Origin of the sequence: Streptomyces yaizuensis, from assembly GCF_034961445.1 — a bacterium.
GTDB lineage: Bacteria > Actinomycetota > Actinomycetes > Streptomycetales > Streptomycetaceae > Streptomyces > Streptomyces yaizuensis.
This window is the reverse complement of the sequence record NZ_BSBI01000003.1, coordinates 375,866-394,494: the sequence shown is the minus strand read 5'-3', so window position 1 is coordinate 394,494 and position 18,629 is coordinate 375,866. Positions and strand designations below refer to the sequence as shown.

Genomic DNA, 18,629 nt, shown 5'->3' with positions numbered 1-18,629 from the left:
GGTCTCCTCCCATGGCTCCCGGCGGCGATCTTTTGAGGCTCTCCCCGGGGCGCCCGCACGGGGCCCTCATGGGGAGTCCACCGGTCCGCTGTCGTCGGCGGGGAGCGGGCGGCCCGGATCGTCGTAGAGGAGGGCCGCGGACTCGGCCCAGTGGCCGCCGTTGCGGGTTCCGCTGATGTCGTCCCTGAGGCGTCTGAGGCGGTCGGGGAGTTCGACGGGTTCGGCTGTCTGTTCGAGGAGGCGGGCCGCGCCGTCGTGGAACCGTTCGCAGAAGTCGCCGCACCCGTGGTCGGGGTGGCCGTCGGTGTGCCAGAGGGCGATGCCGCACCCGGCGGCCAGGGCCATGCCGATGGCCCGGCGGCCGGGTCCGGTGGTGACGGGGCGGCAGAGCACGGGCACGGCGGACGGGCCCATCTCCTGGAAGTGGCGGGAGCGGGGGACCTGCCGGAGCGGGGGCGTGCGGACGGCGACGGGCGCTCCCGCGCGCTCCATGGCGCGCCACCGGCGGAGCCGGACGGGGTCCGGTTCACCTCGTCTGGCGATATCACGCAGGACCACCATGCGGCGTACGCCGACATACGCCGGTTGGTGCAGCCGGGCCATCTCGGTGAGCTGCCAGCGGTGGACCGCCGTGTCGAAGTGGTCGACCGGGAGGGCGACCTCCAGCGGGGCGGGGGCCCCGGGCGCGTCCACGGTGGCGAAGACCTCGACGAGGGGCCCGCGCAGATGGCGGACGAGTTCGCCGGGGAGGACGCCCTCACCGGTCTGGTTCTCGTGCAGGGGCTCGTTGAGGTCGAGGCCGTCGTCCACGCGTATCCGCCAGTAGAAGCGGCCGGCGCCCGGGGTGCCGGGTGCGCCGAGAACCGGGTCGAGTTCCACGACGACGACGGTGGCGCCGTCGCCCGGCCGGGGGTAGCGGACGACGGACGCGGCCGGTGCGGCCCCGGGGGCGGGTGGGACGAGTCCGGGCGGCAGGCTCGCCTCGGTGACCACCGTGTGCACGATCCGGGGGACCTCCTGGAGCCGGCGGGCGACCCAGGCGGCGAGCGCGGACGCGTCCCCGCCGCGCGTCCGTTCGTACGCGACGACCAGCTGGAGGTAGTGGAGGGCGGCGATGGCGGCGACCGGCGCCCCGGCCTCGTACAGGAGTCCGTGGCCGTCGCGCCAGGCGTACGGCAGCAGCTGCCCCGGGGGCGCGGCGACCCCGCCGCGGGCCTTGCGGGCCAGCTCGGCGACGGGCCGGATGCCGTCCGGCGGGGGTACGGCGGCGAGCAGGCCCAGCGCCTCCCGGCGGTCGCGGGGGCTCCACTGGTCGCCGCCGGTGTGCACCCCGCTGCCGGGCAGCTGCTGCTGGCGCTCGATCCAGTTGTGGCCGGTGGCCTTCGGGGACTGTCCGTGCCAGCGGTCGTGGGCGGCGACCAGCGGCTGGTAGGCGGGGCCGAGGCGGCGCAGGGCGGTGACGGCGACGGCGGTGCCGCCGTCGCGGCCCGCGCGCCGGGACTTCAGGACGCCGACGACGGCGCCGGTGTGGGCGTCCAGGACGGGGGATCCAGAGCCGCCCGGGGGGAACTCGGCGTCGGGGCGGAAGCGCAGCCCGTGGTCGTCGTCGAAGCCGTTGATGCGGGCGGTGGCCTTCCAGCGGACGGCCCGGCCGCCCTCCTCGGGGCGGTAGCCCTGGACGACGCCCCGGCCGCCCGCGTAGTCGGTGCGGTCGGTGAGCCAGACGCACTCGTGCTCCAGGCCGCCGTCCACCAGCCGGACCAGGGCCAGGTCCTGGGCGACGGGGATGCGCTGTTCGGGGCGGGGGTCGCCGTCGAGGAGCCAGCGCTCCAGCCGGGCGGGCAGCGCCTCACCGCCGGCGACCTCGCTGCCCCGGACCGCGAAGATCCGCCCCCGGTCGCCGCGCAGCTGCGGCGCCAGGACATGGGCGCAGGTCAGGACGAGCCCGGGGGCGACGAAGAAGCCGGTGCCCCAGAGCGGGGGGTCCGGGGAGCCCGGCGGGAGGAGGGGGAGGAGATGGACGGTGGCGGCGCGGGCGAGGGCGTCGATGACGGGGTCGGCGTCGCTCATGACGGGGAGGTTCCGGCGTCCCCCGGGGGCCGCTCGGCGGGCGGGGGCCCTCCCCGCCGCCAGGTGAGGGTGACCTGCACGGAGGCACGGGCCTCGCCCGCCGCGAGCACCGCCAGCGCCGCGCCGGACTTGGCGGTCAGCTCTATCCCGAAGGAGACACTGGCCTCGTCGGGCCCGGCGGCGGCCGCGGCGGCGAGCACCGACGAGCCCACCGCGCCGATCAGCTCCTCCAGCTGCCGCACGCGGGCGGTGGCGCTCTCCACGAAGCCCACGTCCTCGTCGTCGGCGGCGTACTCGCCGTAGCCGCCGCTCCCCTGCGAGAGCCGGGCGTGCACGACGGCACCCCCGGGCAGCTCGATCCGCTGGACACGTCCGCTCATGGTCCCCCCGATCGTCGACGGAGAACTCCCCCGGTATGTACCGCAGCCGGGCGCCGGATGAACGGGGTACGGGCGGCGCGTCCCCGCCGCCCGTACCGGGGAGCGGCGGCGAGGGACGGTCACGGGGACCGTAGGCTGAGAGGAGTAGTCCCCCATCCGTCCCGGGAGCATGTTGTGTACTTCACCGATCGAGGCATCGAGGAGCTGGAGAAGCGGCGCGGCGAGCAGGAGGTCACCTTCGAGTGGCTGGCCGAGCAGCTGCGGACCTTCGTCGACCTCAACCCCGACTTCGAGATCCCGGTGGAGCGCCTGGCGACCTGGCTGGCCCGGCTGGACGACGAGGACGACGACGAGTGACGCGCCCGGCGTCCTGAACGGGACCCCCTGCCGGTGCGAGTCCGCTAGCGGCCGCGCCCGGTGCGTGGCCGCAGCGCCAGCCCCCCGTTCAGCAGGAGCACCGCCCCGGCCGTGAGCCAGCCGGCGTCGCGCCGCCGCAGCCCGTGCAGGACGGCCGGCACCCCGGCGGCGAGCTGGGCCGCGCCCAGCGCGCGGGCGCCGTCGGCCTCGCGGTCCCGCAGCCAGTGGTCGAGTCCTTCCTCGACCGCGTGCAGCTCCGCCCTGACCGCGTCGCGCCAGCCCGCCCACTCGACGGGCTCCGCGCCGGCGCCCCGGGCGGCGGCCCGCAGCGCCTCCCCCGCCTCGCCCGGCGCGAGCCCCGGGGGCAGCCGCAGCCCGGTCCGCGCCAGGACGGCGACGAGTCCGAGCAGCCGGGCGCGCGCGTCCGCCTCGCTGTCGGGGCGGGTGAGCGGATCCAGGGACTGCACATCGAGGACGGGGTCGAGTCCGAGGCGGGCGGCGAAGGTGTGGACGGCCTCGTCCTCACCGGCCGGGGTCCCGTCGGTGAGCCACACGTACCCCACGGGCCGGCGGAAGCCGGAGGCGAGGGTGAAGCCGGAGCGCTCGCCGTCCCACCACAGGGCGAGCGCGGGCCGGTTGGTGGCGACCGAGACGGCCGACGCCCAGCCGCCGAGGACCCGGTCGACCGGTTCGTCCCCCTCCCGCCAGGGCTTGCCCTCGGGGACGAGCACACTCCAGCCGTCGCCCGCCGGGGCGAGCAGCTGCCGCTCGCGCAGCAGCTGGGCCGGGGGCCGGACGGCGGAGGGCTCGGCCCGGCAGAGCAGCAGCGCGCCCACGGGTGTCGCGTTTCCGGAATCCACAGCATTCTCGGGGTTCACAGCATTCACGCTAGGGCAGTTTGCCCCGCCATGGTGGTTTTTGGTCATGCGACCGGTCGCCTCCCGCCCCTTGACATCGAGTACTCGCGATATATCGTATCGAACGAGGAAGACGCGATATGTTGCGTCGTATCTCCGTCCGGTCCGGCTGGGAGGGCAGTACTCATGACAGGGTCGACAAGGACGCAGGGGTCGACATGGGAGATCACCGAGCCGGTGAAGCTCGCCTTCGATGAACCGCTGACCCCGCTGACCGCGCTGACGGTCCGGCTCGTCCAGGGCACGGTGAACGTGGTCGGCAGCGACGACCCGACGGCACGGCTGGAGGTCTCCGCCGTCGCGGGCCCGCCGCTCACCGTCACCCGGCGCGGCTCCGCGCTGTCCGTCGGCTACGGGGACGTGCCCTGGAAGCGCTGGCTGAAGCTGCTGGGCCCGGGGACCCGCGACCACACCGCCACCGTCACGCTCACCGTGCCCGCGCACATCCGGGTGGACATCGGGGTGGTGGGCGCGGAAGCGGTCGTCACCGGTGTCGACGGCGGGATCTGCGTCCAGAGCGTCAGCGGGGACACCACGCTGGTGGGGGTGGCCGGTGAGGTGCGGGCCGAGTCCGTCTCCGGCGATCTGGAGGTCCAGGCCCTGAGCGGCCGGCTGCGCTACCACTCCGTATCGGGTGATCTCACGGTGATCGAGGGGGTCCCGGACGCCCGGGTGCGGGCCGAGTCGGTCAGCGGCGACCTGCTGCTGGACCTCGCCGCCCCGGCCGACGGCGCCGCCCGCGCCACCGACGTCAAACTGACCACGGTCTCGGGCGAGGTGGCGATCCGGCTGCCCGGGGCCCTGGACGCGAAGGTCGATGTGAACACGGCGGGCGGCTCGGTCGTCAACGCCTTCGACGCCCTGCGGGTCACCCATGACTGGGGCGAGAACAGGATCAGCGGCCGGCTCGGCGCGGGCGGCGGCACCCTGAAGGCCTGGACGATGTCCGGCTCGGTCGCCCTGCTGTCCCGGCCCGAGGACGAGGAGTCCGGCCCCGGCCCCGGTCCTGGCCCCGGCCCTGACGACTCCGCCGGTCCCGCCGATCCCGCCCGCCCCGCCGACTCCACCGGAGCCGACTCCACCGGAAAGGTGCTCTGAGATGCCGCCCGTCTTCGCCCACGGCCGACTGCGCCTGTATCTGCTGAAGCTCCTGGAGGAGTCCCCCCGCCACGGGTACGAGGTGATCCGCCTGCTGGAGGAGCGCTTCCACGGCCTGTACGCGCCGTCCGCCGGCACCGTCTACCCCCGCCTCGCCAAGCTGGAGGCGGAGGGCCTGGTCACCCATGCCACCGAGGGCGGACGCAAGGTCTACTCCCTCACCGACGCCGGCCGCGAGGAGCTGGCCCGGCGCGAGGGCGAACTGGCCGCCCTGGAGGTGGAGATCCGGGAGTCCGTCTCCGAGCTGGCCGCCGAGATCCGCGAGGAGGTGCGGGGCGCCGCCGGACAGCTCCGCAGCGAGCTGCGGGCCGCCGCGTCCGCCACCCGCGGCCGCCCCCAGGCCGACCCGGCGGGGCGGGAGCGCGAGGAGCGCGAGGAGTGGCGCAAGGTCACCCACGAGTGGCAGGAGCAGGCCCGCCGCGCCCGTGAGGACGCCCAGCAGGCCCGCCGCCAGGCCAAGGAGGCCCAGGAGAAGGCCCGCCGCGAGGTGCAGCGCATCACCCGGCAGGTGCAGGAGCAGGTCCAGGACCACTTCGCCCGGGGGGAGTGGCCCACGGGCGTCCGCGAGGGGCTGGGCGAGCTGACGAACCTGCTCGGCGGGCTGGCCAAGCAGGCCGCGCCCCGCGGCGGGGCCCGTCCGGAGCCGGAAGGGGCCGAGCGGACCGACGCACCGGAGGCGTCCCCCGGGTCATCCCCCGGGGCATCCCGCGCGGCGGAGCCGGATCCGGAGTGGCCCGGACAGCCCTTCTCCACCGGCGCCCCCGCCCGCGATCTGGAACGGCTGCTGGACCGGTTCCGGGACGACATCCGGGACGCGGCACGCGACCACGGGGTGACCGAGTCCCAGCTCACCGAGGCCCGCCGCCATCTGTCGACGGCCGCCGCGCACATCACGGCGACGCTGATCACGGGCCGGACGCGGGGCGAAGCGAAGGACTGACCCGGACCGCCGCCCCCGTACCCCCCGTACCCCCTTGTCCCCTGCGCCCGGTGCCGGCTCTCCGGCGCCGGGCGCAGGGGCAGGGGCACGGGCAGGGGCAGTCGGGGCGCACCCGGTGGTCAGGGCGTCAGCACGATCTTGCCGAAGAGCCCGCCGTCGGCCATCCGGGCGAACCCGTCCCGGGCCCGCTCCAGCGGCAGCACCTCGTCGATCACCGGCCGTACCCCGGTCGTGGCGCAGAAGGCCAGCAGGTCCTCCAGCTCGTCCCGGGAGCCCATGGTGGAGCCCACCACCCGCAGCTCCAGGAAGAAGATCCGGGTCAGCTCGGCATGGGAGGGCCGGTCCCCGCTGGTCGCGCCCGAGATCACCAGGGTCCCGCCCGGCCGCAGCGACGTGACGGAGTGGGACCAGGTGGCCGCCCCCACGGTCTCGATCACCGCGTCCACCCGGTGCGGCAGCCGCTCCCCGGGCGCGAAGGCGTCCAGCGCCCCCAGCTCCACCGCCCGCGCCCGCTTGGCTCCGTCCCTGCTGGTCGCGTACATCCGCAGCCCGGCGGCCCGCCCCAGCACGATCGCGGCACTGGCCACTCCCCCGCCCGCGCCCTGGACCAGCACCGAGTCCCCGGGGCGCACCCCGGCGTTGGTGAAGAGCATCCGGTACGCGGTGAGCCAGGCCGTGGGGAGGCAGGCGGCCTCCTCGAAGCTCAGCTCCGGCGGCTTGGGCAGGACGTTCCACGCGGGTACGGAGACCTGCTCGGCGAAGGTGCCCTGGTAGCGCTCGGTGAGGATGGAGCGGGGCTCGTCGGGGCCGACGCCGTGGCCGCTCTGGCCGATGACGGAGTGGAGGACCACCTCGCGGCCGTCGGCGTCGATCCCGGCGGCGTCGCAGCCGAGGATCATCGGCAGCCGCTCCTCGGGGAGACCGACCCCGCGCAGGGACCAGAGGTCGTGGTGGTTGAGGGAGGCGGCCCGGACGGTCACGGTGGTCCAGCCGGGCCGGTCCACGGGGGCCGGGCGCTCCCCCAGTTCCAGCCCCTTGAGGGGATCGTCACGGTCGATACGGGCGGCGTAGGCGGCGAACATGGCCCGACCCTAGGCCGGAGCGCGCCGTGACGGAACGACGCCGGGATGTGACCCACGCCGCTCACCCGCGCCACTCACCCGGACCGCTCACCCGCGCCGCCCACCCGGATCGCTCACCGGTATCCCGTGCGCGCGCGACCCCGTACCCGTACACCCGTACTGCCCGTACCGACGGGAGCGGGCCCCGCCGCACGACGGGACCCGCTCTCGTACGCGTACGCGTGACTCCGGTACTAGCGCCGGGCCACGCCCTCCGCACGGGCGGCGGCGGCCACGGCGGCCGTCACCGCCGGGGCGACCCGCTCGTCGAACGGCGAGGGGATGACGTGGTCGGCGCCCAGCTCGTCACCGATCACGTCCGCCAGCGCGTTGGCCGCGGCGATCTTCATGCCCTCGGTGATCCGGGCGGCCCGCACCTGGAGCGCGCCCGCGAAGATGCCGGGGAAGGCCAGCACGTTGTTGATCTGGTTGGGGAAGTCGCTGCGGCCGGTCGCCACCACGGCCGCGTACTTGTGCGCGACATCGGGGTGGATCTCCGGGTTCGGGTTGGCCATCGCGAAGACGAAGGCGCCCGGCGCCATCGACGCGACGGCGGCCTCCGCCACGGTGCCGCCCGAGACCCCGATGAACACGTCGGCGCCCGCGAGCGCGGACTCCAGCGAGCCGGCGAGCCCGGCCCTGTTGGTCAGCTCGGCCAGCTCGCGCTTGACCGGGTTCAGGTCCTCGCGGTCCCGGCTGACGATGCCCTTGCGGTCGGCGACCGCCACATCGCCCAGCCCCGCGGCGAGCAGGAACTTCGCGATGGCCACACCGGCCGCGCCCGCGCCCGAGATGACCGCGCGCAGGTCGCCCAGCTCGCGTCCGGTCAGCTTCGCCGCGTTCCGCAGCGCGGCGAGGGTGACCACCGCCGTGCCGTGCTGGTCGTCGTGGAAGACCGGGATGTCCAGCCGCTCCTGGAGCCGGCGCTCGATCTCGAAGCAGCGCGGCGCCGAGATGTCCTCCAGGTTCACCCCACCGAAGGACGGGCCGAGCCGGACGACGGTCTCCACGATCTCGTCGGTGTCGGTGGTGGCCAGGGCGATCGGGACGGCGTCGACGCCGCCGAACTGCTTGAAGAGGATCGCCTTGCCCTCCATCACCGGAAGGGACGCCTCCGGTCCGATGTCACCGAGGCCGAGCACGGCGGTGCCGTCGGTCACGACGGCGACCACCTGCGACTTCCAGGTGTAGTCATGGACCAGCTCGGGCTGCTCGGCGATGGCGCTGCACACCTTGGCGACACCGGGCGTGTACGCGAGGGACAGATCGTCCCGGTTCCGCACGGGGACGGTGGCCTGGACGGCCATCTTGCCGCCCCGGTGGAGCGCGAAGGCCGGATCGAAGGGCTCCGGGGCGCTCTCGGCGCTCTCCGGGCCGTCGGCGGCGCTGCTGCCGCTGGGGGGATTGACGATCTCCGCTGCCATCTGTGTATGACCCCTTAGTCATTCATGGTCGAGGGTTGCCGCTCCTGGTTGAGGAGGGGTGGGCGGGCACCGTGTCCGTGCCCCGCTGTCGCGGTTGAGCCGCCTGACAGGGGGGTTGATACGGCCACGCGGGGCACGCCGCACACGTGCCCTGAGCCCCAGGTGAGGGGTGTAAGGGTCCTTCTTACCCGAACGAGCCGCCGAGGACGAGTCCGATATCCGGTGCTGTGACGACTGGTCTCCGATTTCCGGACAAGGGAGCTACGCACCTTCTTTCTGGCTCGCGACCGGCCGTACACCGAAGAACTTCCGGCCGGATGGGTGTATTCCCGCGAAAGGTCCGGCTCCGGTCGGCCGGGCACGCGGTGGGCGGGGGTGTCCCGTTACCCGATTTTGACATGCTTGGGCCCCTAAATGGGCTAGCCCGAATGGCAAGATGCCGAAAACACTCAAGGTCGCAGCCCTCGACGACGAGGACGCGATCGGGATACGACCAGGAAATGGCAGCTCCCTGACACGCCGGAGGACATCCAACATGACCGCACGCACCACGCGCCGGACGACCGCACCGGGGACCCGGAAGCCGGTGACCTTCCGGCTGGCCGCGGTCGGCGCCATCGCGGTCGCCGGCACCCTGCTGCTGACCGGCTGCGGTGACCAGACCGAGAAGAAGAGTTCGGGCGGCGGGAACACCACCGACGCCTCGGCCTCCGCCGGTACCGGCAACAAGCTCAACGCCATGCTGCCGCAGAACATTCGCGACAAGGGCGTCGTCCGGGTGGGTTCGGACATTGCCTACCCGCCGGTGGAATTCAAGGATGATTCGGGCAAGACGGTCGGTATCGACCCCGATATCGCCGCCGCCCTGGGCAAGGAGCTGGGGGTGACGTTCGAGTTCGAGAACGGCACCTTCGACACCCTCATCACGGGGCTGCGCTCCAAGCGGTACGACATCGCCATGTCGGCCATGACCGACACCCGGGACCGCCAGAACGGCATCGACTCCGAGACCGGCAAGAAGGTCGGCGAGGGCGTCGACTTCGTCGACTACTTCACCGCCGGCGTCTCGATCTACACCAAGAAGGGCGACGACCAGGGCATCAAGTCCTGGAGCGACCTCTGCGGCAAGAAGATCGCCGTCCAGCGCGGCACGGTCTCCGAGGACCTGGCCAAGGCCGAGAACAAGAAGTGCGGCGACAAGGGCTCGATCAAGATCGAGGCGTTCGACACCGACCTGGAGGCCCAGACCCGGCTGCGGGCCGGTGGCGCCGACGCGGGCTCCGCCGACTTCCCGGTGGCCGCCTATACGGTTAAGAAGTCCGGTGGCGGCAAGGACTTCCAGCTCGTGGGCGAGCAGGTGGAGGCCGCCCCGTACGGCATCGCCATCGCCAAGGACAACACCCAGCTGCGGGACGCCATCAAGGCCGCGCTGGCGGAGATCATCACGAACGGCGAGTACAAGAAGGTCGTCGACAAGTGGGGTGTCGCCGAGGGCGCGGTGACCGAGGCCAAGGTCAACGGCGGCTCCTGACCCCACCGGGCCGGGCCGCCACCGCTCGGCGGCCCGGTCCGCGGCCGGTCCCCGGCCGGCCCCGCACCCACTCGCCACGAAAGGCTCAAGGCTCCCTGTGACTGCCGATCTGAAAAAAACAGACCCGGAGGACGCTCCCCCGCCGCCACCGGCGGGACCGGAGGCCATCAGGGCCGTCCCGGTCCGCCACTACGGCCGCTACGTCTCCGCCGCGGTCGCGTTCGCCCTCTTCGGTCTGATCGTGTACGCCTTCTCCCAGGGCAGGATCAACTGGGACGCCATCCCCGAGTACTTCTTCGACGAGCGCATCCTCGACGGTGTCGCCGAGACCCTGGTCCTGACCGTCCTGTCGATGACCATCGGTATCGCGGGCGGCATCCTGCTCGCCGTGATGCGGCTGTCGAAGAACCCCGTCACCTCCTCCATCGCCTGGTTCTACATCTGGTTCTTCCGGGGCACCCCGGTCCTGGTCCAGCTGTTCGTCTGGTTCAACCTCGGCCTGGTCTTCGAGTACGTCAACTTCGGCTTCTACAAGGACGAGTGGTCGGACTTCATGACCCCGTTCCTGACGGCGCTGCTCGGCCTCGGCCTGAACGAGGCCGCGTACATGGCGGAGATCTGCCGGGCCGGTCTGCTGTCCGTGGACGAGGGCCAGACCGAGGCGTCCCACGCGCTGGGCATGAGCCACTCCAAGACCCTGCGCCGGATCGTGATCCCGCAGGCCATGCGGGTGATCGTGCCGCCCACGGGCAACGAGGTCATCAATATGCTGAAGACGACCTCGCTGGTGGCGGCGGTGCAGTTCACCGAACTCTTCTGGCAGGCCCGGAACATCGGCCAGACCTCCGGCTCCCCGGTCGAGATGTACTTCGTGGCCGCCGCCTGGTACCTGGTGATGACCTCGGTCCTGAGCGTGGGCCAGTACTACCTGGAGCGCCACTACGCCCGGGGCACCTCCCGCACCCTGCCGTCGACCCCGTTCCAGAAGATCAAGTCGACGGTGTTCTCCGTGCGCCGCCCGAAGGGAGCGTCCGCATGAGCACGCACGCCATGGTCAAGGCGGAGGGCGTCCACAAGTCCTTCGGCCCCGTCGAGGTCCTCAAGGGGATCGACCTGGAGGTCGCGCCGCGCGAGGTGTTCTGTCTGATCGGCCCCTCCGGCTCGGGCAAGTCCACCTTCCTGCGCTGCATCAACCATCTGGAGAAGATCAACGCCGGCCGGCTCTACGTCGACGGCGAGCTGGTCGGCTACCGCCAGAAGGGCGACAAGCTGTACGAGCTGAAGGACAGCGAGGTCGCCCTCAAGCGCCGTGACATCGGCATGGTCTTCCAGCGCTTCAACCTCTTCCCGCACATGACGGCGGTGGAGAACGTGATGGAGGCGCCGGTCCAGGTCAAGGGCGAGTCCCGGGCCACCGCCCGCGCCCGCGCGCTCCAGTTGCTGGACCGCGTCGGCCTCGCCGACAAGGCGGGCAACTACCCCTCGCAGCTCTCCGGCGGCCAGCAGCAGCGGGTGGCGATCGCCCGCGCCCTGGCGATGGAGCCGAAGCTGATGCTCTTCGACGAGCCGACCTCGGCGCTCGACCCCGAGCTGGTGGGCGATGTCCTCGACGTGATGCGCGGACTCGCCGAGGACGGGATGACGATGGTCGTCGTCACGCACGAGATGGGCTTCGCCCGCGAGGTGGGTGACGCGCTGGTCTTCATGGACAACGGCGTGGTGGTCGAGTCCGGGCATCCGCGCGAAGTCCTGACCAACCCGCGGCACGAGCGGACGAAGTCGTTCCTGTCGAAGGTCCTCTGACGGGACCGCGGCACGGCAGGGCGAAGGGCGGTACGGGTCTCCCGTACCGCCCTTCCGCGTCTCCGGCTCCGGAGCCGGAGCCGGATCCGGCTCCGGCTCAACGCAGTGCGAGGACCATGGTGTCGGTGGGCGACGCCCAGACCGTGCGGGCCTCGGCGAAACCGGCCGTCCGCAGGGTCTGGACGTGCCACTGCGCCGAGGGCATCTCCCCGTCCGCGTGCTCGCCGTAGATCTCGAACCGGCGGGCCGTCGGCTCCGCCAGCGCCGGGTCCCGCGCGGCGAGCGCCCACCACTGGGCCCAGTCCAGCGCGCCGGCCTCCTTGGCCCGGTCCTGCCGCGCGTGCCGGTGGGCGCGCTCGGCCGCGTTGATCCGCGGGGTGGACAGGTCGATCATGTGGTCGGCGTTCGCGAACACCCCGCCCTCCCGGACCACCCCGGCGAGCTGCCGGTAGAGGGTGGCGAGCGGCCCGGCGAAGAGCCAGTGCAGCGCGGTGGCGGTGAGGACGGCGTCGTACTGCCGGTGCGGCAGGGCGTCCACCCAGGCGGGGTCGGTGAGGTCGGCCGTGACCAGGGTGACGCGCTCGTCCCCCGCGAAGGTGCCCCGGGCGATGGCGAGCAGCGCGGGATCGAGGTCGACCCCGGTGCTGACCGCGTCGGGGAAGCGGCGCAGCAGCCGGTCGGTGATACTTCCCGTACCGCAGGCGAGGTCCAGGACCCGGGGCGCGGGGCCGACGGTCGCCTCGACCATGTCGAGCATGACCGCGAAGCGCTCCTCGCGGTCCGGCATGTACCACTCCTGCTGCCGGTCCCAGCTCTCCTGCCAGGCCCGCCAGTCCGTCCCCTGCGCGGTTTCCGTCACCGGAACCCCTCCATTCGTAATACCCTGTACTGGAGAACGCCTATTACTCGCCCCTGTCGGAACTCTAGACGCTGTCGGTAAGGACTACAAGTGGAACTGGTCTATTACTCGGACTACGCGGTGCGGCTGGTCAACACCGAGGAGCCGGCGCGCAACAAGGACTCCCTGACCTCCGTCGACGCGGTCCGGGGGCTCTTCGGCCCGTCCATGCAGGCCGCGCGCCGGGCCACCGACGCGGACGTCACCCGGTTCCGCGCGGTACGGGGCAGACTGCGCGCGGTCTTCGCCGCCGCCGACTCCGGGGACGAGGAGGGCGCCGTCGACCTGCTCAACTCGCTGCTGCTGGAGTTCCCCGTCAGCCCGCAGATCTCCGGCCACGACCAGCGCGACGAGGACGGCCGCCCCGACTGGCACATGCACCTGGCCGACCACCCGTCGAACGCGACGGCGGGGTACGCGGCCATCGCGGCCATGGGGCTGGCCTTCCATCTGACGGAGTACGGGGTGGACCGGCTCGGCCTCTGCCAGGCGCAGCCCTGCCGCAACGCCTATCTGGACACCTCCACCAACCGCTCCCGGCGCTACTGCTCGGACCGGTGCGCCACCCGCGCCAACGTCGCCGCCTACCGGGCGCGCAAGCGCCAGGCCGCCGAGCGGGCCGAGAGCACCGGCCTGACCGCCGAGAACAGCCAGGAGGCGAGCGCGGGCCAGGAGCGCTGATCCGGATCGCGCGGCCGGTAGCGGCCCCGGACCCGGCCCAGCAGCAGCTCCGGGGGGACCACGCCGAAGACGCGGCTGTCCCCCTCGGCCGCCGGGTTGTCCCCGAGCACCCACCAGCCGCCCTCGCGCCGCTCCACGAGCCGCTTGACGACGAGCAGGTCCTGCTGGAGCGGATGGCGCAGCACGGCCACATCGCCCGGCTTCACCGGGGCGCCGTAGTGCACCAGCAGCCGGTCGCCGTGGTGGAGCGTGGGGTACATCGACGGGCCGGTCACCTCGGCCACGCCGAACGGGGCCACGGGCCCGGCCCCCTCCTCGTTCATCTCCGCCTCCCGGTCACAGCGGGTCCCAGCCTATGCGGGCCCGGTCCGCGCGGCTCCGCCCCGGGTCCCATACGGGTCTCGGACTTTCGGCCCAAGCATCCGGGGCCCCTCGCGAAATCGGTCCTCTCACGGAGTAATGTCCCACCTGAGAAGACGATCACGAGGAGGACTCCCGCATGCTTTCCCGCCTGTTCGCCCCCCGGGTGAAGGTCAGTGCCCACTGCGACCTGCCCTGCGGCGTGTACGACCCGGCCCAGGCCCGGATCGAGGCCGAGTCGGTCAAGGCCGTCCAGGAGAAGTACCTGGCCAACGAGGACGCGCACTTCCGCGCTCGCGCCACGGTCATCAAGGAGCAGCGCGCCGAGCTGGCCAAGCACCATGTCTCGGTCCTGTGGAGCGACTACTTCAAGCCGCCGCACTTCGAGAAGTTCCCCGAGCTGCACACGCTCGTCAACGACACCCTGAAGGCGCTCTCGGCGGCCAAGGCCTCCACGGACCCGAAGACGGGCGAGCGGGCGCTGGAGCTGATCGCCGAGATCGACCGCATCTTCTGGGAGACCAAGAAGGGCTGAAACCCTCCTCTCCTGGTCGGCGCGCGGCGGCCCGGCTCCCCTCGGGGGCGGGGCCGCCGTCGTCGTTCCCGGCGCCGGTGCGCGGGGCGCGGCCGTGCCGTCAGCCGTACGGGTGAGCGCGCGTAGGGCGGGCCGGTGGTGAGCGTGGAGAGTGGTCCCGACATCCCGGAGCGGCGTTGTGATCACGAGGAGTTGGGCAATGCGCTGGACGGTCCACGGCGAGCGCCAGATCTATGACAACCAGTGGGTCAATCTCTGGCTGGCGGACGTCCAGCAGCCCGACGGGCTCCGCTTTGAGCACCATGTGGTGCGGATGCGGCATCTGGCGGTCGCCGCCGTGGTGGACCGGCGGCGGGTGCTGATGATGTGGCGGCACCGGTTCATCACGGACACCTGGGGGTGGGAGCTGCCGATGGGGCTGATCGAGGCGGGCGAGACCCCGGAGCAGACCGCCGCCCGGGAGGTGGAGGAGGAGACCGGCTGGCGTCCCGGGCCGCTGCGGCCGCTGGTGTACGCGCAGCCGGCGAACGGCATCACGGACTCGGAGCACCATGTCTTCCGGGCCGACGGCGCGCACTGGGCCGGGCCGCCGACCGAGCTGAACGAATCCGACCGGATCGAATGGGTCCCGCTGCGGGAGGTACGGGGCATGGTGGACCGGCGGGAGATCGTCAGCGGGGGCAGTCTGCTCGGGCTGCTCTATCTGCTGCTGGACGAGGCGACGGCGGCGTAGGGCCCGGCCGCCCTCAAGAACCGGCCGCCCTCAGGGCCCGGCGGCTTCGGCGGCTTCGGCGGCTTCGGCGTCATCACGTGCTATCACCGCGCGGTGGCGAACCGGCGCCGTCCGGCCAACGTCCCCCGTATCAGGGACATACGGGGCTTGACCGGCCACCCCGCCCACGGATCGACCCGCCGTCGGTCGGAAGGGGAGAGCCCGCTTCCATTATCACTTCCGCCCCTCGGGTAGCTTGCGACGCAGCGTTCCCGAGGGAAAGGAAGACCGAGCCAAGATGAGCAGACGTCGTTGGGTGGGGGCGGCCTCGGTGGTGGCCGCGGCGGTGACCGGGGTCCTGGTGGTCCAGGCGCTCCCCGGGGAATCCGGGGACTCCGGTGAACGGGCCGTGGCGGCCGCCGGGGCCGACACGGTACCGCCGGGCCCCGCCACGAGCGAGATACGCACCGAGAACATAGCCGTGGACCGGTCGCGGAGCAGCGCGGCCCTCCCCCGGCAGAGCACCGACACGTTCAGCATGCTGGGGGTCACCTGGACCGACCCGTCCGCCCGGGTCGCCGGGAAGGTCGAGGTCCGCACCCGGGCCACCGGCTCGGGGGACTGGTCCGCCTGGCGCGAGCTGGAGTCCCACGACTCCCCCGACCCGGGCGAGAGCGGGCGCGGCGGCACCGAGCCGGCCTGGGTCGGCCCCTCCGACGGGGTCGAGGTACGGATCGACGGGAAGTCCGGCGCGCTGCCCCGGGGGCTGCGGCTGGCGATGATCGACCCCGGCACCGGCCGGACCTCGGGGATGGAGCCCGCCGGTTACGCGGCCGAGCTGACCCCGTCGCCGGAGCAGGCGACCCCGACCGGGCAGGCGCCGACTCCGTCGTCGCCGGTGCCGACGGACGGCACGGGGACCGGTCCCGGCGCGTCCGAGCCGCCGGTTCCCTCGGGTTCCCCGGCTCCCACGACCACCCCGCCGACCACCGCGCCGACGCAGTCCCCCGTACCGTCCACGGTGGCGCCCTCGCCGTCCGCCCCGACGGCCGTGCCGACGACGGCCTCGCCCACGCCCACCCCCACGGCCGGTCCGCCGTCGACCGCGCCGCGGCCGCCCATCACCTCGCGCACGGGCTGGCGGGCGGACGAGACGATCAGCCCGGAGCCGCCCGGCTATCTCCCCGGCGGGGTCGTCAAGGCCATGGTCGTGCACCACACCACCGGCTCCAGCACCTACGCCTGCACGGACGGGCCGACCCTGGTGCAGGGCATCTACGCGTACCACGTGAAGGAGCGCGGCTGGAAGGACATCGGCTACAACTTCCTCGTCGACCGGTGCGGTGTGATCTACGAGGGCCGCAAGGGCGGTGTGGACCAGCCCGTGATGGGCGCCCACTCCTACGGCTTCAACTCGGAGACGAGCGGCGTGTCCGTGCTCGGTGACTACGACACCGTCGAGCCGCCGCAGGCCGTGCTGACGTCGCTGGCCCGCCTCTCCGCCTGGAAGCTGGGGCAGTACAAGGTCCCGCCGACCGGCACCGCCCAGCTCACCGCGGGCGCCGACGGCGTCAACTTCGCCGGTGCGCGCTGGAAGAAGGGCGATGTCGTCTCCCGGCCCGCGATCCACTCGCACCGCGACGACTACAACACCGTCTGCCCGGGGGCGAAGCTGTACGCCCGTCTCGGCGCCATCCGCGAGCTGGCGGGCGGCCAGGTCAACGGGATCAGCGTGACCTCGGTCGGCGGCGCGACCCGCGCCGGGTCCACGTACTACGCCAAGGGGCCCGTCACGGTGAACTGGTCGGCCACCACGCCGGCCTCCCTCATCGGCAGGTACGAACTGCTCGTGGACGGCAAGGTGGTGGCCACCGCGCCCGCCACCGCGACCTCCGCGAAGGCGACCCTGGCCGCCGGGACCCGTACCGTGCAGGTGCGGGGCGTCCACCAGTCCGGCAACAACAAGGGCGGCGCGAGCGTGACCGTGGTCGCCGACGCCACCGCGCCCCGCTTCACGACGGCGCCGTCGCTGACGCTCCGCAAGGCCACGGTGAACGCCACCGCCGTGCCGCTCACCCTGGGCTGGAAGGCGGCCGACACCGCCGCGCTGAAGGAGGTCCGGCTGACGGCCCCGGTGAAGGCCGTCTACGGCCCGACGGCCACGAGCGCCTCGCACACCGCGAAGCCGGCCGCCACCACCGCGTTCGCGCTGACCGCGCAGGACCAGGCGGGCAACACCGCCTCCGGGTCGGTCAGCGGCTCCCCGGTGATCCTCCAGGAGACCTCGGCGGCGAAGACCGGCACGTGGGCCGCCAAGTCCTCCACCAGCTACCTCGGCGGCAAGTCCCTCTCCAGCGGCACCCGGAACGCCTCGCTGACCTGGACCTTCACCGGCCGTTCGGCCGCGCTGGTGGTCTCCAGGGCCGCCACGTCGGGGCAGGTGCACATCTATGTGGACGGCAAGAAGACGCAGACCGTCGATCTGAAGTCGACGACCACCAAGTACCGTGACGCGCTCTGGACCCAGTCCTGGAGCACGAGCGGCAAGCACACGGTGAAGATCGTGGTGGCCGGGACCACCGGACGTCCCACGATCACCACGGACGGGCTCGTCTACCTCAAGTAGCCGCCGCGCACCCGTTCCTGAGCGCCCCCGTACCGACGTCGGTACGGGGGCGCTCCCGGTTCGTGCGGAGGTACGGCGGTCAGGCGGCGGGGGCCGTCAGCAGCGGGCTCTTGTGTCGCAGCAGCCACTGCCGGTACGCCACCGCGCCGGACGCCACGTCCCGGTAGGCCGCCTGGAGATCCGCGTACACCGCCGCGTACCGGTCCCCGGTGCCGGGTCCCGAGCAGAGCAGCAGCCGGACCGCGAGCGGGTCGCCGCGCAGCGGGCGCACCGCCGTCTCCTCGCCGGCTCCCGAGGTCGGCTGGCAGGGGGCGACGGCCTCGCCGGCCGCGATCAGGGAGGCGGCGGTGTGGTAGTCGCCGTGCAGGATGGACGGGGTGATCCCGGCGTCCTGGAGCACCCGGCGCAGCCCGTCCCACTCGCCGTCGACGGTCGGGTCGACGATCCAGCGGTCCTGTGCCAGGTCCGCCAGCTCCACCACGGGGGCGAGGGCGGCCGGGTGGTCGCGCGGCAGCGAGACGAACTGCGGTTCGCGCTCCAGCAGGACGCGGAGGGCGACCCCTTCGGGCAGCAGCAGCGGGCAGCCCTCCACCTCGTGGACGAAGGCGACGTCGAGCTGGCCCTCGGCGACCATCCGCAGCAGGGCGTTGGCCGATACGTCCATGTGCAGGGAGATATCGGTTCCGGCCAGTCGCTGGCGCAGCCTGCCGAGCCAGCCGGGCAGGGCGCGGCTGGCGGTGGAGCCGATGCGCAGGCGGGGGCCGCCGGAGTGGGCGGCGGCGGCCTTCGCCTCGACGACGAGGGCGCTCATGTCGGCCAGCAGGGGGCGGGCCCGGGTGAGCACCGCGCGGCCCACCGGTGTGGGCCGGCAGCCGGACCGCTCCCGCCAGAACAGTTCGGCGCCGAGGGCCTTCTCGATCCGCCGGAGCTGAGTCGTCAGCGAGGGCTGGCTGACTCCGAGCCGGCGTGCGGCCTTGTGCACACTGCCGGTGTCCGCGATGGCGCACAGGACGCGCAGATGCCTCACTTCGAGCTGCATGACCCGAGAGTAGGACCGATTCCAGCCGCCACACCAGACACATAGTCCGGGCATGACGGACGGACATGGACATGACG

The 18,629-nt window shown here is 73.0% G+C and carries 18 protein-coding genes; 10 read left to right on the top strand and 8 right to left on the bottom strand.

The genetic code is table 11. The features are described 5' to 3' along the window. Positions 1-66 precede the first annotated feature (66 nt). Positions 67-2,070, bottom strand: coding sequence for a VMAP-C domain-containing protein (locus tag SYYSPA8_RS10040; protein ID WP_323446677.1), 2,004 nt, complete (start codon positions 2,068-2,070; stop codon positions 67-69). Continuing rightward, entirely contained in the window at positions 2,067-2,450 is a 384-nt protein-coding gene (locus SYYSPA8_RS10035; protein WP_323446676.1) for a CU044_2847 family protein, read from the bottom strand. Before SYYSPA8_RS10035 ends, SYYSPA8_RS10040 begins: the two co-directional genes overlap by 4 nt. A gap of 174 nt (positions 2,451-2,624) precedes the next feature. Here SYYSPA8_RS10035 and SYYSPA8_RS10030 point away from each other — a divergent pair, with 174 nt between their 5' ends. Then, the gene (locus SYYSPA8_RS10030) at positions 2,625-2,807 is read left to right on the top strand and encodes a DUF6104 family protein (protein ID WP_323446675.1); all 183 of its coding nucleotides are present in this window, start codon (positions 2,625-2,627) and stop codon (positions 2,805-2,807) included. 44 nt (positions 2,808-2,851) lie between these two features. Here the strand turns inward: SYYSPA8_RS10030 and SYYSPA8_RS10025 are convergent, their stop codons facing one another. Further along, positions 2,852-3,733 (bottom strand): hypothetical protein, encoded by an 882-nt coding sequence (locus SYYSPA8_RS10025; RefSeq protein ID WP_407705955.1) that lies wholly within the window; start codon positions 3,731-3,733, stop codon positions 2,852-2,854. Between the two features lie 117 nt (positions 3,734-3,850). Between SYYSPA8_RS10025 and SYYSPA8_RS10020 the strand changes: the two genes are divergently transcribed. Continuing rightward, positions 3,851-4,822, top strand: a complete 972-nt coding sequence (locus SYYSPA8_RS10020) for a DUF4097 family beta strand repeat-containing protein (protein ID WP_323446674.1) — start codon at positions 3,851-3,853, stop codon at positions 4,820-4,822. Between the two features lies 1 nt (position 4,823). Next, complete coding sequence (locus tag SYYSPA8_RS10015; protein WP_323446673.1) at positions 4,824-5,822, top strand: helix-turn-helix transcriptional regulator; 999 nt, start codon at positions 4,824-4,826, stop codon at positions 5,820-5,822. 119 nt (positions 5,823-5,941) lie between these two features. Here the strand turns inward: SYYSPA8_RS10015 and SYYSPA8_RS10010 are convergent, their stop codons facing one another. Together SYYSPA8_RS10010 and SYYSPA8_RS10005 are read right to left on the bottom strand one after the other, a co-directional pair. Continuing rightward, complete coding sequence (locus SYYSPA8_RS10010; RefSeq protein WP_323446672.1) at positions 5,942-6,904, bottom strand: zinc-binding dehydrogenase; 963 nt, start codon at positions 6,902-6,904, stop codon at positions 5,942-5,944. A gap of 233 nt (positions 6,905-7,137) precedes the next feature. Beyond that, positions 7,138-8,367 carry an NAD(P)-dependent malic enzyme gene (locus SYYSPA8_RS10005; RefSeq protein ID WP_323446671.1) on the bottom strand — a complete coding sequence of 410 codons (1,230 nt, stop codon included), beginning with the start codon at positions 8,365-8,367 and terminating at the stop codon, positions 7,138-7,140. Positions 8,368-8,902: 535 nt separating this feature from the next. Here SYYSPA8_RS10005 and SYYSPA8_RS10000 point away from each other — a divergent pair. The 3 genes from SYYSPA8_RS10000 to SYYSPA8_RS09990 all read left to right on the top strand — a co-directional run bounded on the left by SYYSPA8_RS10000 (position 8,903) and on the right by SYYSPA8_RS09990 (position 11,701). After that, positions 8,903-9,898, top strand: coding sequence for an ABC transporter substrate-binding protein (locus SYYSPA8_RS10000; protein WP_323446670.1), 996 nt, complete (start codon positions 8,903-8,905; stop codon positions 9,896-9,898). Positions 9,899-9,995: 97 nt separating this feature from the next. Next, complete coding sequence (locus SYYSPA8_RS09995; protein ID WP_323446669.1) at positions 9,996-10,937, top strand: amino acid ABC transporter permease; 942 nt, start codon at positions 9,996-9,998, stop codon at positions 10,935-10,937. Then, on the top strand, positions 10,934-11,701 hold the full coding sequence (locus SYYSPA8_RS09990; protein ID WP_323446668.1) for an amino acid ABC transporter ATP-binding protein: 768 nt from the start codon (positions 10,934-10,936) through the stop codon (positions 11,699-11,701). Before SYYSPA8_RS09995 ends, SYYSPA8_RS09990 begins: the two co-directional genes overlap by 4 nt. 97 nt (positions 11,702-11,798) lie before the next feature. On the opposite strand, the gene SYYSPA8_RS09985 is transcribed toward SYYSPA8_RS09990, so the two are convergent. Continuing rightward, on the bottom strand, positions 11,799-12,560 hold the full coding sequence (locus tag SYYSPA8_RS09985; protein ID WP_323446667.1) for a class I SAM-dependent methyltransferase: 762 nt from the start codon (positions 12,558-12,560) through the stop codon (positions 11,799-11,801). Between the two features lie 90 nt (positions 12,561-12,650). On the opposite strand from SYYSPA8_RS09985, the gene SYYSPA8_RS09980 reads away from it, so the two are divergent. Continuing rightward, a complete protein-coding gene (locus tag SYYSPA8_RS09980; RefSeq protein WP_323446666.1) occupies positions 12,651-13,280 on the top strand; it encodes a CGNR zinc finger domain-containing protein in 630 nt (209 codons plus the stop codon). Here the strand turns inward: SYYSPA8_RS09980 and sodX are convergent. Next, positions 13,184-13,603 (bottom strand): nickel-type superoxide dismutase maturation protease, encoded by a 420-nt coding sequence (gene sodX / locus SYYSPA8_RS09975; protein ID WP_323446665.1) that lies wholly within the window; start codon positions 13,601-13,603, stop codon positions 13,184-13,186. The genes SYYSPA8_RS09980 and sodX overlap by 97 nt on opposite strands. Before the next feature lie 176 nt (positions 13,604-13,779). On the opposite strand from sodX, the gene sodN reads away from it, so the two are divergent. From sodN to SYYSPA8_RS09960, 3 genes are all read left to right on the top strand, one after another. Further along, complete coding sequence (sodN, locus tag SYYSPA8_RS09970) at positions 13,780-14,175, top strand: superoxide dismutase, Ni (protein WP_323446664.1); 396 nt, start codon at positions 13,780-13,782, stop codon at positions 14,173-14,175. Positions 14,176-14,374: 199 nt separating this feature from the next. Next, entirely contained in the window at positions 14,375-14,908 is a 534-nt protein-coding gene (locus SYYSPA8_RS09965; protein WP_323446663.1) for an NUDIX hydrolase, read from the top strand. A gap of 277 nt (positions 14,909-15,185) precedes the next feature. Continuing rightward, a complete protein-coding gene (locus SYYSPA8_RS09960; RefSeq protein ID WP_323446662.1) occupies positions 15,186-17,513 on the top strand; it encodes a peptidoglycan recognition protein family protein in 2,328 nt (775 codons plus the stop codon). Positions 17,514-17,592: 79 nt separating this feature from the next. Here the strand turns inward: SYYSPA8_RS09960 and SYYSPA8_RS09955 are convergent, their stop codons facing one another. Then, positions 17,593-18,552, bottom strand: coding sequence for a LysR family transcriptional regulator (locus SYYSPA8_RS09955; protein WP_323446661.1), 960 nt, complete (start codon positions 18,550-18,552; stop codon positions 17,593-17,595). Positions 18,553-18,629 lie beyond the last annotated feature (77 nt).

Coding starts and splice junctions, on each gene's coding strand:
- SYYSPA8_RS10040 (WP_323446677.1), bottom strand. CDS start 2,070: ATGAGCGACGCCGACCCCGTCATCGACGCCCTCGCCCGCGCCGCCACC.
- SYYSPA8_RS10035 (WP_323446676.1), bottom strand. CDS start 2,450: ATGAGCGGACGTGTCCAGCGGATCGAGCTGCCCGGGGGTGCCGTCGTG.
- SYYSPA8_RS10025 (WP_407705955.1), bottom strand. CDS start 3,733: ATGACCAAAAACCACCATGGCGGGGCAAACTGCCCTAGCGTGAATGCT.
- SYYSPA8_RS10020 (WP_323446674.1), top strand. CDS start 3,851: ATGACAGGGTCGACAAGGACGCAGGGGTCGACATGGGAGATCACCGAG.
- SYYSPA8_RS10015 (WP_323446673.1), top strand. CDS start 4,824: ATGCCGCCCGTCTTCGCCCACGGCCGACTGCGCCTGTATCTGCTGAAG.
- SYYSPA8_RS10010 (WP_323446672.1), bottom strand. CDS start 6,904: ATGTTCGCCGCCTACGCCGCCCGTATCGACCGTGACGATCCCCTCAAG.
- SYYSPA8_RS10005 (WP_323446671.1), bottom strand. CDS start 8,367: ATGGCAGCGGAGATCGTCAATCCCCCCAGCGGCAGCAGCGCCGCCGAC.
- SYYSPA8_RS10000 (WP_323446670.1), top strand. CDS start 8,903: ATGACCGCACGCACCACGCGCCGGACGACCGCACCGGGGACCCGGAAG.
- SYYSPA8_RS09990 (WP_323446668.1), top strand. CDS start 10,934: ATGAGCACGCACGCCATGGTCAAGGCGGAGGGCGTCCACAAGTCCTTC.
- sodX (WP_323446665.1), bottom strand. CDS start 13,603: ATGAACGAGGAGGGGGCCGGGCCCGTGGCCCCGTTCGGCGTGGCCGAG.
- sodN (WP_323446664.1), top strand. CDS start 13,780: ATGCTTTCCCGCCTGTTCGCCCCCCGGGTGAAGGTCAGTGCCCACTGC.
- SYYSPA8_RS09965 (WP_323446663.1), top strand. CDS start 14,375: ATGCGCTGGACGGTCCACGGCGAGCGCCAGATCTATGACAACCAGTGG.
- SYYSPA8_RS09960 (WP_323446662.1), top strand. CDS start 15,186: ATGAGCAGACGTCGTTGGGTGGGGGCGGCCTCGGTGGTGGCCGCGGCG.
- SYYSPA8_RS09955 (WP_323446661.1), bottom strand. CDS start 18,552: ATGCAGCTCGAAGTGAGGCATCTGCGCGTCCTGTGCGCCATCGCGGAC.